Genomic DNA, 14,037 nt, shown 5'->3' with positions numbered 1-14,037 from the left:
GCAGGTGTTCCAGAACGTTGGGAAGACAGTGCGGGAAGGTGCGCCGAAAACGGAGTCGTCCGATGCGATCATCGCGCTCGACCGGGGCGCGCTGAAGGCCCTGCGCGCGCACCGCGAGCGACAACTCCAAGAGGGGGAGGCCTTCGGGGCGTCCTGGACCGACACAGGGAGGACCTTCACCTGGGAAGACGGCTCAAAGCTGAAGCCGGATCGGGTCAGTGAGCATTTCAGACGGCTCGTCTTCGCGGCGGGCCTGCCCCCCATCCGGCTGCACGACCTGCGGCATGGAGCGGCCACGCTGTCGCTGGCGGCAGGGAACGACATGAAGACGACGTCGTCGATGCTGCGCCACTCCAGTCAGTCGATCACTTCCGATATTTACACGTCAGTGCTTCCGGAGATGGCCGCGGAGGCCAGTGCGGCTCTGGTGCCTCGCAGAGCGGTTGTCGAGGGGGTGTCCGCGACTGGCGGTCTCCCCTCGGTCTCCCACGCGGCTCCTGCCCGCGCCGAGGCCCCGCACCAATCACGCAACAACCTGGATGACCTGGGGATTCAGAAGTAGGGCGGGTGGGACTTGAACCCACGACCCACGGATTATGAGTCTGTTGATCAGCGTGTCAGGTGATGTCGGGTTCCGTCACTTACTGGCATTACCGCAGGTGAGTACATCGCGAGGGGATCGGACAGTGTCGGGAAATGCCGCCCTGAAACGGGAGTGTCCGAGACTGCCGGTCCCCCTACGGTCCCCCAAACGGGAGGCACCATAGCCCGTGGCAGCTACCTGTAGCCTGCATGTTTCACACCGAAGAGGTCACTGGTTCGATCCCAGTATCGCCCATCATGTTGCAGCAGGTCAGAAGCCGGGCTCCCAGAGGGGTCCGGCTTTTTGATCCTCTGACCCCGATCTGACCCCTGTATGATCCCTCACCCCCTCCTTCGGGCCGCCAGGGAATGGCGGGCTGCGGGCTAGTTCGGCGACCCCGTCCGGCGGGTGATGTTCAACAGGCCCTGCCTTCATCCGAGCTCACTTTCGCGGGAACGCCCAATGGTGATCTACGACGTAAAGGCATGGGCCAAGAAGCATGTGCTGATCATCACAGGGTAGTCACAATCCGTGCCCGAACCCCAACCCTCAGGCATCAAGACGCGTCCGTCCTGAGGGACGAAGGGGTGAGGGAAATGACCAGCGGCCCAACCGGATACGCCGTCATCGACGTGGAGACCACGGGCCTGCGCCCGTCGTGGCGCGACCGGATCGTCGAGGTCGGGGTCGTGCTGCTCGACCCGCATGGCCTGGTGACCGGCGAGTGGAGCACCCTGGTCAACCCCGAACGTGACCTGGGGCAGCAGCGCACCTACGGCGTCACCGCTGCCGACGTCCGTCACGCGCCGGCCTTCAAGGAGATCGCCGGGAGTCTCGCCGGTCTGTTGCGTGGGCGGGTGCCCGTGGCGCACAATCTTCGTTTCGATCTCGGGTTCCTGGAGCACGAGTTCGCCCGGGCCGGCGCCGCGATCCCCGCTCTGGCCGCCCTCGGCGTCTGCACGATGACCGAGGCCGCCCGCTTCCTGCCGGTCGCTCCTCGCACGCTGGCCGGCTGTTGCGCCGTCGCCGACATCCCGCTCGACGGCCATCACGACGCGCTCATCGACGCCCGGGCCGCCGCCGAGCTCGCCGCCCAGGTGCGCGGCGACGCCGGCGAGCCCGAGCGTACGCTGTCCGTCGATCGCGCTCCTGATGGCGCCTTGGTCTTACAGGAAGAGGCCGGTCTGGTTGAGCAGGTGAGCGGTGGTTGCGGAGGCGTGGTTGGTCAGGGTGGTGATATTCGGCAGCAGCGTCCGGCAGAGCGGCCAGCCGGCCGGATCCCACGGCGAGTTGGGGGCGGCATGGTTGATCAGGCGGGTAGCTCGTTCGCGGGCGGTGTCGATGTCGGCGGTCTGCCGGTGCGGGTGGCCGGGTCGGGGGTGCAGGCGACGGCTTGGACCAGCCGATGCACCGTGACGCTCTCGCCGTCCAGGGGGATCATGTTGTAGGCGGCCAGCTCACCCAGGGCATGCACGACCTGTGAGGTGTCGGCATCCAGAGCATCCAACAGGGTGCGGGGGATGGGTTCGGCGCCGTACCAGGCCAGCACGCGCAGCAGCTGCCCGGCCAGCGCGGTGTTGGAAGGTGATGTAGGTGCCTTCCTCGCCGCTGTCATGCGGGTATCGACGAGATCGAGGTCGCGGAGTTGTTCGGGGCCAAGCGTGCAGGTGGCAGGCCGAAGCGCTCCTTGGCCGGCCGGGGGAGAACCACACGTCACTCCCGGGCTGTGTTGCTCGCACAGCAGCACGAGGAGCATAGCGATCCTGCGCCCGCCGAGCCGGGCGATGTATCCCTCGGTCCACAGCACGGAGGGGATGCGGAAGTGGCAGTGCTTGCCGCAGTTGTTCGGTGCCCCAGCCCTCATGATCACCGGGCCCGCCCAGGAAACCCGGAACGCCGGTCCAGATGATCCGCCAGTCATCCGACGCGGCCATGGCGATCGGATCCGGTCTGTTCAGGTGCGACCGGAGGCTAGTGGAATGGGGGTATGCCGTTACTTCCGGGTCGCCGCCCTGCTTCCGCGGCCGCTGCGGCCGAGGAGATTCCGCTGGGTCTGCGCACCCCCCGAGCGGCGGCATGGTGGATGGTCCCTACTGCACTGGTGGTGGGCGGTGTGGTCGGCGGGGTGGTATGGCTGTTGCTGGCCGCCGGCTGGAGCGTGACGGAGGCGGCCGCCCGCCAGGGGATGATCCAGACCGCCTTGGCGGCCGGGGCCGGCGTGGGTGCGGTGGTGACGTTGATGCTGGCCTTCCGCCGCCAGCGCCACCAGGAGCATGCCGCGCACGTGACAGCCTTCCTGGCCGAGCGGGTTGCCGAGCACAATCGGCACGACGCCGCCGAGCGCCGGGTGACCGACCTGTACGTCAAGGCCGCCGAGCAACTCGGGCACGACAAGGCCGTCGTCCGGCTGGCCGGGATATATATGCTCTGGAACGCCTCGGTCAGGACAATCCCGGCCACCGGTAGACCGTCGTGAACGTGCTCTGTGCGTACTTGCGCATGCCGTTCACGCCGCCGCCTGACCCTGTGCCCGACCCGAGGCAGGAGCGCACAGCCGCCTTGCCGGCGGCCCGGCGCCGCTACCGGGCCGCCCGCCTGGGAGCCACCGCCGCTGTGCCCACCCCGTCCGGCACGGCAGGTGATCAGGAGGGCGAACTGCAGGTGCGGCTCACGGCGCAGCGCATCCTGGCTGCCCATGTACGTGACGACCGGCCCGCCGACCAGCACCCGGTGCCTGCGGCCGCGCCCGCCTTCTGGGAGGGCATGAGCCTGGACTTGGCCGCCGCCGCCCTGGTCGATTTCGACCTGACCGATGGCCGCGTCGCCGCCGCCGGCTTCGAAGGCGCCCGCTTCTATGGGCCGGCCCGCTTCCGCAGGACCACCTTCTGCGGGAAGGCCGCGTTCAACGGCGCGACCTTCGTCGGCGACGCCTGGTTGGAGAACGCGGCTTTCCGGCGCGACGCCTGGTTCGACAACGTGGCCTTCTGCGGGCGCGCGTGGTTTCCCGGGTCGGCCTTCTCCGGGGATGCCTGGTTCTACCAGGCGGCGTTCCGTGAGAGCAGCGTGGGCAGCGTCCCTGGGTCCGCCATTTTCGACAAGGCGACGTTCGCGACCGACGCCTGGTTCCGCGGCGGGACCTTCACCGGTGCGGCCACATTCAAGGAGGCGACCTTCGGCGGGTGGGCCGCATTCACGAAGTCGACCATCTCCAGCCACGTTAGCTTCGACCGTGCAGCCTTCTCCAGCGTCGCCGGATTTCATGAGTGCGTGCTGACCGATCCTGCGGCCAGACACGTGTTGCCGCCCCGGTGGCGGCTGGAGACGACATCGGAGGCCTCCGCCCGCCTTGTCTACCACGAGAAGAGCGGCAACTGACCCGACGATCATCGATGGTGGAGTTCTTCCGCGGTGACGAGGCCGATCAAGCAGCGAGGGCGCGCCCGTCCCGATCTTTGGCCGAACCACAAAAGACATTGTTGCCGGAGACGTCACATGGTGTGATCATGAGCATGCTGAGGGTCAGTGGTCCGCATTCCGCCGCGTGCCAGGCACGTTTGGGCGAGGGAAATGCGGAGCGCTGCCAGTTCGTGCTCGGTGGCCAGTGGTGAGGCACAAACCACTGGGCGTCGGTCGTCCCCGGGCCAGGTTGCTTTGAGGTACGCAAGGATCCCGAAGCGAGCTCGATGTCGTCGGCTCGGATCTGGCTGGGGACACCGCGGCCTTCGCCGGTGATGGTGTGGACGCCCGCTCAGTTGGGGGCGTTCCTGGACTATGCGGCCCAGGATCGGCTGTACGCGCTCTATCGCTTGATCTCCTTCCGCGAGGAGGCGGTCCACCTCCCAGAGAACAACCGCCTGCGGCAAGTCCAAGGACCACCGCGACGACCTGCCAGAGATCGTCATCGGCATGGCCGTCACCCGCGACGGCATCCCGGTCCGCATCTGGTCCTGGCCCGGCAACACCACCGACACCACACTGATCCGCCAGGTCAAGGCCGACATGCGAGACTGGACCCTGTCCAAGATCGTGTGGGTCGGGGACCGGGTTTCGCCTCCGCCGACAACCGCCGCTACCTGCGCCAGGGCGATCACTACTACATCATTGGCGAACGGCTGCGCTCGGGCTCGGCCGAGGCCGCCCTGTCGCGCCAGGGCCGCTACCAGGACGTGGCCGATAATCTGGAGGTCAACGAGGTCCGGATCGGCGAGGCCGACCAGTTCGTGATCTGCTTCAACACCCATGGCGCGATGCGCCACGCCGCCATCCGCGAACGCCTCCTTGCCCAACTACAGGAGCTGATCGCCGGCACTGACACGCCCACCGCCACCAAACGCGCCGAACTGCGCGGCGTCATCTCCACCAAACCCGGCCTGAATTGCTACCTGCGCACCACCCCCAAAGGACTGCTGCGCATCGACGCCGCCAAGGTCAAGGCGGAGACGAACCTGGACGGCAAGTACCTGCTGTGCTGCTCCGACCCCAAACTGCCGGCCGAGGACATCGCCCTCGGCTACAAGCAACTGCTCGAGGTCGAGCAGGGCTGGCCCGACATGAAGCAGGTCATCGACCTACGCCCGGTTTATCACCAGCACCACGTGGAGGCGCATCCGCACCGAGTTCGACCCGCTCACAGTCGCCACCTTCACCGGCCCGACCGGCACCTTCCGCCAGCGCGCCGAGCTGACCAAGCCCCAGCGCGACATCCTGGCCAAACTCGACATTCCGACACCGAAGAAGATCGTCGAGGCCATCCCCGCCGCAGACGCCTGACCAGACACACCACTCCCGCCTAGTGACACGCCGCATCAGCGTGCCCGAGCCGTTTCCCCAGTTCAGGCCGCAGATCTGTGTGCTTTCAGCGCTACACATCTGCAGAACGCGGGTGCGGGCGCGGTCGTAAATGCGCACTTCGTCGGTCAGACCGCCGTCCAGTGGGGTCAGGTCGACCTGCTGTCCATGACGAACAACCGCAGGTTGACCCGTCATAAGTGAGCGCCAGGTGGCTCCAGCTGTTCACTGGCAACGGTGTGGTTCCGTCGGCCGTCGAGGGGTCTCAGGATCGGTTTGCCCCAGCCGGACGGAACCGCACTGCCGTCGGTGGCGTACAGGGCGTAGGAGGCCCCCTCGGCGTTTCAGTCCCTTGGTCACCACACTCTCCAGGGGTTCCTGTCACTGTGGTTGGATTAACCCAGGCCGAGAGCGTCATCCCAGTCGTTAGGCGCAGCGACGCGGCGTTCTGGAAGGTGACCCAGCTGGAGGAGCCGTTGAACGACAGGGCCTTGCCGTACCTGCCGTTCTGCCACGAGTGGCGGTGGCCAGCCCGGCGTCATTGCTGCCGGAGGAGTCGGCCACACCGGTGCCGGATCCCTCGCTCATGCCGTAGGCCGCCACCAGCCCCGCCGCAGGCGTAGCGCCACCCGCCGTAGTGAAGTTGGCGGCATAGTCGGTCATCACGTTGCCAGCAGCGTACCTGGCTGCTCGGACTTCGATGCGGTAGCGCTCGGCAAGGCCGCTGGCGGACCCTTCAGCACATCGCCCTCAGCCCCAGCAGCATCGGCGACATCGCCGGCGCAGCACTCGTGCTCACCCATTTCGAGCACGACTACCTGCCGACAATTTGCTGAGATCGCGTCAATGCGCTCTGGATCGGGAAATCCGAATTACCACTAATCGGGAAGATCTTGCCCCTTTTGGGTTTCGCTCGAACCTCCGTGAGATTAACAAAATTTATGTGCAGATTATATGTGATCTATGTCATATTGATCACGGTGATCTTCCGGCTGATGATCAAGGTCGACAAGCCAAACTCACTCCCGATTGAGGTTGTTTGTGAACGAGTTAGGCAACAGACCCCGCATCATCAGCAAACCCAAACGAAGGCTCGCGGCCGCAACGGTGCTCACGGTGGCAGCATCGTTGCTGGTCGCAGGCCCGATCAGGCAGGCCATAGCCGACCCCGAGCCACAGAGCGCGAAGGCAACAGGCCCCGCGGTCACCACGTTCCCGCGTCCCGAGGACCCGGACGCGGCCCTGCGCGCCGCGGTGGAGCAGGCGCGCAAGGACAACAAGCCCGTCGCCGTCGAGGATGCCTTCACCGAGGCCTCCCGGACTTGGGCGTACCCGGACGGTCACCTGACCACCGAGTCCTACTCCGGCCCCACCCAGCTCAGGCAGGGCGACGGCTCGTGGGCGTGGATCGACCCGTCCCTGGTCGAGCAGAACGGCGTGCTCAGGCCCAAGCTGGCCAAGGCCAGAGTGCGCCTGTCCACGGGCGGGTCCGGCCCTTTCGCGACCATGATCCTCAGCAGGGACCGCTCGTTCGGTCTCTCCTGGCCCACGTCACTGCCCAAGCCGACGATCAAGGGCAACGTCGCGACCTATCCGGGCGTCGCAGGCCCGTCGGGGGACCTGGTCGTCACAGCGCTCGGAACCGGATTCCGGCACGACATCGTGCTGCGCGAGCGCCCCACCGATCCGGTGGAGTTCCGCATCCCGGTGCAGACCAAGGGACTCGAGCTCTCGGTGACCAAGGCCGGCGGGCTCAAGCTGAAGGGCGACAACGGCAAGAAGGTCGCCTCGGCCCCGGCGCCGTTGATGTGGGACGCCGCCGCTGACGAGCCCACCGCGGCCAAGCCGGGCCGCCAGAAGAAGATCAAGACCAGCGTGGAGTCCAAGGACGGAGCCACCACGCTGGTGCTGAAGCCGGACGCGGCTTGGCTGGCCGACCCCGCGACGCGGTACCCGGTCACCGTCGACCCCACCACCACCCTGGGGATCACCCAAGAGACCGGCATCGTCTCCCCGAACGGCCAGCGTGTGGCGGGCACGGTGGGCAGGATGCAGTACTCCACCACCGAGCAGGCCACTCGCACCCTGATGGCCTTCGACACCGCCCCGATCGCCGGGAAGCAGGTGACCAACGCCACCATGCAGTTGCAGCTGCGCGAGGACGTGTACAACTGCAGCGAGTTCCAGGGCATCGCGGCCCAGCGGATCACCGAGTCCTGGGTGGCCGACGACACCTACTGGAGCAACCAGCCCACCAGCACCGAAGAAGGCCGCGCCTCGATCGACCCCTGCGCGCTGCCCGGCACCAGCGGCGCGATCTGGAGCTGGAACCTCACCGCGATGACGCGGCTGTGGGCCACCGGCACACCCAATCACGGCCTGCTGCTCAAACTGACCCAGGAGACCTCGACCCCGCCCAACTACAGCGAGGACTTCCTGTTCTGGCCGCAGTTCTTCAATCAGGGCGTGCTGCCGAAGCTGAGCGTGGACTGGGTGCTGCCGCCGGCGATCCCCACCGTGACCGCCGAGTCGATCGACTCGATGGACGGCAACGACGCGATCGCCCGTAGCACCAACGTCAAGGTCACCTATAAGTCCAGCGTGCCCGAGGCGACGCCGCTGAACTACACGGTGACGGTCAACGACTCCACCATGGCCCCGCCGGCCGCCGAACTGCCCGCGGGTGAGGCCGCGTACTGGAAACTCGACGAGGCTTCCGGCACGGCCTTGACCGACTCCTCCGGCAACAACCGCAACGCCGCCCTGACCGGCGCGCACACCCGCACGCCGGGGCAGCTCGGACAGGCGGTGACGTTCACCGGAGGCCACGCCGCGACCAGCGGCCCGGTCATCAACACCAACCAGAGCTTCACGGCGAGCGCCTGGGTGCGCCTGGACAACAGCACGCAAGAGCAGAACGTGCTGTCCCAGATGGGCACTCATTTGCCCGGGTTCACGCTTTCCTACCAGACGTCCACGGCTCCGGAGTACGATCAGCGCTGGGTGCTGTCCATGATCAACCAGGACATCCCGGACAGCATCCACGAGACCGTCATCCAGTCGGAGCACCTTGCCAAGATCGGCGAGTGGACGCACGTGGCCGCCCAGTATGACAAGGACGCAGGCAAGATCCGCCTGTACGTGGACGGTGTGCTGGCCGGCGAGCGGGACCACACCGTCGGCTGGAACGCCCGGGGCGCCTTCGAGATCGGCCGCTCACGCCTTCTCGGCGGAAGCCTCAAGGGGTCGCTGGACGACATCCACGTCTACCAGCGGGCGCTCAGCGCGAACGAGCTCCGCGCCCTGGTCGGCGTGCCCGGAACCACCTCGCACAACAACATCCCGTCCGGGCAGGCGCTGGACAAGGTCTTCACGCTGGACAACCCGGCCAGCTTCAAGTTCGTGGTCAAGGCTTGCCGCGCCGGCATCAACCCGCCGTCGTGCAACGAGAGCCCGGCCTACCGCATCACCAGTGACGCTCCCATATTGCCGTCCGGTACCGAGACCGGCATGGCCGACCCGGAACAACCGATACTGTCCGGCGTAGTTAACCGCCCCTCCGGGGGAGAGGTCACCGCCAAGTATTACCTCTATGACAACGCTGGTCTGCCAGTCGGATCTGTCCCATTGGGAGGCCGTACTGTCAACGGTGGTCAACGTGCCTCTTTACAACTCCCTGCCGATACGGTTCAGCCGGGCAGCATCTACAAGTGGCAGATGACCGCCTGCGTCACCGCCCCCCAAGACGAGGACCCGTCACCCGATCCTGACCCGACACCCACCCCCGATCCAACGCCCGATCCCGATCCCACACCCACGCCCGATCCCACGCCGACTCCAACCCCAACGCCCACACCGTCAGGCCTGGTCGCCGCCTACGGAATGAATGAAGGCAGCGGCGCCACCGTCAACGACGTGACGGGCACCAACCACGGCACCGCCACCGACACCTCGTGGGTGACTGGTAAGTACGGCAAGGGCCTGTCCTTCGACGGTCTCTTCGGCCTCGTCACCGTCGACCACAACGCGTCGCTCCGGCTCGGCTCCAACATGACGCTCTCGGCCTGGGTTAAGCCGTCCAGCGTTGACGACTGGTTCGCGGTGATGGGCAAGGATTACGAGACACTCGACGACCTCTCCTACGCCCTGTACGCCTCCGACGGCTTCACTCCTCTTGGCTGGTTGACAACCCAGGGCCAGTCCAAGGAGGTGGCCGGCACCAGCCCGCTCCGGGTGAACACCTGGAGCCACCTCGCCGTCACCTACAACGGCAGCAGAGCCCGCCTTTACCTCAACGGCAATCAAATCGGTGACGAGCCCGTCTCCGGAACCATTCAGGACGACGGCGGCGACTTCCACATCGGCGGCAACACCATCTACGGCGAGTTCTTCGACGGCGTCATCGACGAAGTCCGCGTCTACAACCGCGCGCAGACAGCCGCCGAAATCACCGCTGATATGAACACGCCGATCGAAGGCACTGGTGTCGCGGCACAGGCGACCACGAGCAGAACCGCCAATACGGCCTCAAGCTCCGGCGGCGAGGTCTGCACCTCCAAGACGGAGCCCCTTGAATTCTCCACACCCGGCACACCGCCGGATGGCCCTCTGCATGAGCTGCGACATGTGACGCTCGGGAAGGATAATATCACTGTCAAGACGGCCAAAACTGATCCTGCTGCATGCGCTGGCTCGCCCTGCACCGTCACCGATGACACCATCATGCGAATCGGTGGTACCGGTACTGACAAAACCGCTGCGGTAATCGGATTGCGGCTTGCAGAACTGCCTGACGGTGCAGGTGTATCAGAAGCGATATTCAAACTCGGCACCCCCACCTGTCTGGCGGGATCCTGCCCGGCCGACGCAGTCATCACTGCTACTCCTTTGAAGAACCCGGTGACTAGCGAAAGCAGGGGTTCAGAACTAGCCGGCGACGCCGACCCGAGCACAACGCCGTATGTGCTTCCCCTGACCGCGCCGGAGGCAGATATCGCGGGCAGCGAGTATCAATGGCTGCTCCTTACTTCCAATAAGGATGAGCTCATCACTTTCAGTGATGACGCCGCAGCCGAGCAGCCATCGGTTGCCGTTACTTATATTCCGGCCGGCCTACCCAGCAAGGTGCTGAACCTCGCTGCGGTCGGCGGCGATGCCAGTGCAACGGCCAGTTGGGGGCTGCCGGAGTCCAACGGCAGCGTGGCACTACTCGACGGTTATGACGTTGAGGTGGTGGCTGACGATGGAAATGTCGCCAAGACACTGGAAGTGAAGGATCCATGGGCGGCCATCAGCGGCCTCGTCAACGACGTCACCTACACCGTCAAGGTACGGGCCAAGACAGTTCACGGCGCCGGTGAGTGGGCAACCGCGAGCGTCGCTACCAAGGCAGTTCCGCCACCCCCCAGCAGTGCCACGGACTGCGTGCTGGAGCCCAACCCTCAAGGGCAACGTGCGGCTACGAGCGAAGAGTCGGGCGCGCAAGCCTACATTGACCGCGTCAAGCACTACTACGAGGCGCAGGATGCGGTTTTGGAGGGTCAAGCGCCTACGATCTGGGACGCGCCCGGGGTTACTCCGAGCGCTGCTAACACCGCAAAACTCTCACTCCTCAATACTAGGCTTCTAATATACAAAGAGGGACTCGATGAAGGGGGGATAACACGTTCTAGCTCCACTGTCGCACTCGATAGTGCCGTGGTTCAGCCATCGGAAAACGGTACGGTTCGGGTCACGGCAGCTGTGCAGCGGGCATGGGCAGAGATCCCTGTCGAGGCGCAGACTGATGAGAATGGGAAGCTGATCAAGAACGCTATCGGCGCTCTCGGGCAAGTGGAGCCGAGCGAACCTTCAATCCTAGTTCATGTCTTCGACCGCTGTGGAGGAATGACAATCATCGAGGTTCCTCTAGAAGTGAGCGAGGATCCCTCCGACTATCTCGACTGTGCAGGGTTCGTTCCCGGAAGCATGGCTCCGGCTCAGGTACGAACCGCAGACGGCCCTGTCGTGGTCAAGTGTTCGGGAGACAAGGACGCCTTTCCAGCGGAATCTACAACTCCAGGTTCTGGTCTCAAGTCCTTTTCCTGCCACTGCGAGTCGGGTCCTGGTGGAGCTCGGACTGGCACCGAGTGCACCATGAGGGCGACTACGATGAGATGGTACGGAATCAAAGGTGTGGGGGTATACGCGACCGGATCACTCGGGTGGACAATCAAGAAGGGCGGCACCTTCAGCAACGAGTGGTTGCATGTCCACACCTTCAACGTCGAAGCCAGAGCTGTCACAGCATCAGCAGCCTCGCAAAACAAACTGCTCTTTACAGATCCTAAGTACAAGGCCGAGCACAAGTACGTACTCAAGAACCTGCAATTGCAGACTGAGTCAGCGGCAGCGACCAGAGCCTATGTCGGTGGCGTCTCATTCTCTTTGCCTCTTGGTGGTAGCATCGAACCCGGCGCAGAAGGCGGTATGATGACCAGCATTTCCCGCTGGGGGCCGAAGGGCCAACGCTCCTGGCGTGATCCAGGTGACGGGAACAACAGCTTCTACGTCGAGTGTACAGGCCTCATCTGCAAGTTCCGGGATGTCAAGCTGACTATCTCCGCGAACCTGTACGTGGACAAGTACGCAACGGGAGTATACAAGAGCACTGGTTGGACACCCTGGAGGCTGGCCGGCCTCACCGAGTTTAGGCACGGCTAGTCCAGCTCCGAGCGGCTCGCGGCCTGGCTGCGAGCCGCTCATTTCAGTTCCCCGACCAGGAAAGGCAGTAGATGTCAAAAAGAAGATTAGTTCCACTTGCTCTGGCCGTTCTGTTGGCGATACTGATGGTGGTCGTGAAGATGCCTCAGTTTGGCATCAAGAATGACTTTGGATTTGCTTGGGGGAATGCTCTTCAGGTCGCCTATCCTGAATATCAGATCCTTCATCGTGGCAACGCCGATGTGGAACGCGAGTTGTTCAGCAGCACGATGGCAGTGGAGGTGGATACGCATACGAACGCGGCGGCCAAACTCAAGCCGCGTCGGATTATGCGGATCTCGCAGAACATCTTCGGGGATGTAACCTTTCCTGGTATCAACGGGACAACGATGACGCCTTATTTATTGAAATTCAAGGGGGGGACGCCGGCTTCTCCGGGGGACAAAGAAGCTGCTGAGGCCCGGGCTCAAGCGGTACCTCGTGATGGGAGATTCATAGTGCTTGTGGAGTTGGCATCTCCGATGGCGGAGGGTGAGCTTCCTGTGCGCTTCGAATATGGCGAATGGAAGCGATACTTCTTGTCAAGTGTCCAGCCGAAGTCTGGAAAGCCGGTCTACTGGTGGCCCGGATGGGGCGGTTGCACCGCCATGGTAATCGAAAGCCCTATACAGAACTGCGGCGCACGACATGTCCTCGATGACTACCGCGAGTGGGTAAGACAATTCACAGATGAGGACCGTCAGGGTCTCGCAGAGATCGGCCTAGATCTACAGTGGTTGAGAATTGCAGCTGACGCAGGAAAAATCTACGGGTTCATCGATACGGTGTCGGGCAGGGATTCCCTGCTTGAGTTGCTTGCTATGCCAGCAGTCCGTACAGTCCACGTGGTCGCCAACGTGCCGGCCATCAACGACTGAGATGATCGGCCTGGCCCTGAGCAAGTCCCAGGCCTCCATGAGCCTTTTTCATCCAGGGTAACGGCCCTCTTCGACGAGCTGCAGCACGAGGATCGCCTGCACGAGCGTGGTCGCGCGATGCGGGCAGCAGCGCAGCTTGGTCAGTACCTTCCATGCCTTCAAGGTCGCGACGGCGCGCTCGCCGATGGCGCGGATACAGGCATGCGAGCGGTTGACCTCTCGCTGCCCGCGTGACAGCCATCGACGGTGGCGATGCCGCTTGAACGGCGTGCGTATGGTGCCGCCCGCGCCTTGATAGCCCTTGTCGGTGAAGGTCTTGACGCCGGCGCTGGTCAGGGCGTCGATCAGGCCGACCGTACGAGCGGCGGTCACGTCGTGAACGGCGCCCGGAAGCGCGGGCGAGGCCCACACTAGCCGGCCCACCGGATCGGCCAGCAGTTGCACGTTCACCCCATGCTGCTTGTGTTTCCCACTGTGGTACGGCCGCTCGTCGGCGAGGCGGTCGATCGGGATGAGAGTGCCGTCCAGGATGGCGTAGGTCAACCGGGCTGGTCGTGCCGTGGCGGCGTGCATGTCATCGGCCAGGACGGCCACAAGGTCGGGGGCTCGCCCCGACGGGCCCTGCCCGTCCACGGCTTCGCGAACGTAGCGCCAGGCGGTGGTGGTGTCGATGGCGAACCCGGCGGCCAGGCGTGTAGGTGTCGCCGTTACGCACGTGGGGCCAGGACCGGCAGCGCTTGCTGGGCCGGGTCTAACCGCCGCCATCGGCAGCCTTGTTCGGCCCGCTGTGTGCGGATGAGCTCGCCCAGGCGGATCAGGGTGTGGTTGGACAGCGGAATCGAGGCACGATAAGACAGCAACGAGGCTCCCGGTTGGGGCATCGGATCTTGGTCGTCTGCTGTCTTACTGAGAACCTCCCCTCATCCGCCACCGCTCTGCACATACCAGCCGTGCCCAACGGCGTCACGTTGGAAAGAGCTCACTCAATGGTGTGCTGACCGAAGTGGCGGCGGACCATCAGGCGTGCGGGGTAGGGGGATGTCAGGA

The 14,037-nt window shown here is 64.7% G+C and carries 6 protein-coding genes and 2 pseudogenes; 7 read left to right on the top strand and 1 reads right to left on the bottom strand.

Annotated elements, in window-relative coordinates; genetic code table 11:
- Window positions 1-4: 4 nt before the first annotated feature.
- From ABD999_RS19875 to ABD999_RS19845, 7 genes and pseudogenes are all read left to right on the top strand, one after another.
- Window positions 5-562 carry a tyrosine-type recombinase/integrase gene (locus ABD999_RS19875; protein WP_271277474.1) on the top strand — a complete coding sequence of 186 codons (558 nt, stop codon included), beginning with the start codon at window positions 5-7 and terminating at the stop codon, window positions 560-562.
- 617 nt (window positions 563-1,179) lie between these two features.
- Window positions 1,180-2,031, top strand: coding sequence for a 3'-5' exonuclease (locus ABD999_RS19870; protein ID WP_271277475.1), 852 nt, complete (start codon window positions 1,180-1,182; stop codon window positions 2,029-2,031).
- 635 nt (window positions 2,032-2,666) lie between these two features.
- Window positions 2,667-3,059 carry a hypothetical protein gene (locus ABD999_RS19865; RefSeq protein WP_271277476.1) on the top strand — a complete coding sequence of 131 codons (393 nt, stop codon included), beginning with the start codon at window positions 2,667-2,669 and terminating at the stop codon, window positions 3,057-3,059.
- Window positions 3,056-3,958 (top strand): pentapeptide repeat-containing protein, encoded by a 903-nt coding sequence (locus ABD999_RS19860; protein ID WP_271277477.1) that lies wholly within the window; start codon window positions 3,056-3,058, stop codon window positions 3,956-3,958. The genes ABD999_RS19865 and ABD999_RS19860 overlap by 4 nt, the downstream gene beginning before the upstream one ends.
- 483 nt (window positions 3,959-4,441) lie before the next feature.
- Window positions 4,442-5,353 (top strand): annotated as a pseudogene (locus ABD999_RS19855) (IS1634 family transposase); the annotation flags it as partial.
- Between the two features lie 1,059 nt (window positions 5,354-6,412).
- Complete coding sequence (locus ABD999_RS19850; RefSeq protein ID WP_271277479.1) at window positions 6,413-12,073, top strand: LamG-like jellyroll fold domain-containing protein; 5,661 nt, start codon at window positions 6,413-6,415, stop codon at window positions 12,071-12,073.
- Between the two features lie 125 nt (window positions 12,074-12,198).
- Entirely contained in the window at window positions 12,199-12,990 is a 792-nt protein-coding gene (locus tag ABD999_RS19845; protein ID WP_271277480.1) for a hypothetical protein, read from the top strand.
- A gap of 48 nt (window positions 12,991-13,038) precedes the next feature.
- Here the strand turns inward: ABD999_RS19845 and ABD999_RS19840 are convergent.
- Window positions 13,039-13,850 (bottom strand): annotated as a pseudogene (locus ABD999_RS19840) (transposase family protein).
- Window positions 13,851-14,037 lie beyond the last annotated feature (187 nt).

It is taken from the genome of Nonomuraea ferruginea (assembly GCF_039540635.1).
Lineage (GTDB): Bacteria > Actinomycetota > Actinomycetes > Streptosporangiales > Streptosporangiaceae > Nonomuraea > Nonomuraea ferruginea.
Note: the sequence above shows the minus strand (reverse complement) of the source record. Positions and strands in the feature narration are given on the sequence as shown.

Bases quoted from the DNA above. Each gene is read 5' to 3' on its own strand.
- ABD999_RS19870 (WP_271277475.1), top strand. From the start codon at position 1,180: ATGACCAGCGGCCCAACCGGATACGCCGTCATCGACGTGGAGACCACG.
- ABD999_RS19865 (WP_271277476.1), top strand. From the start codon at position 2,667: ATGGTCCCTACTGCACTGGTGGTGGGCGGTGTGGTCGGCGGGGTGGTA.
- ABD999_RS19845 (WP_271277480.1), top strand. From the start codon at position 12,199: ATGGTGGTCGTGAAGATGCCTCAGTTTGGCATCAAGAATGACTTTGGA.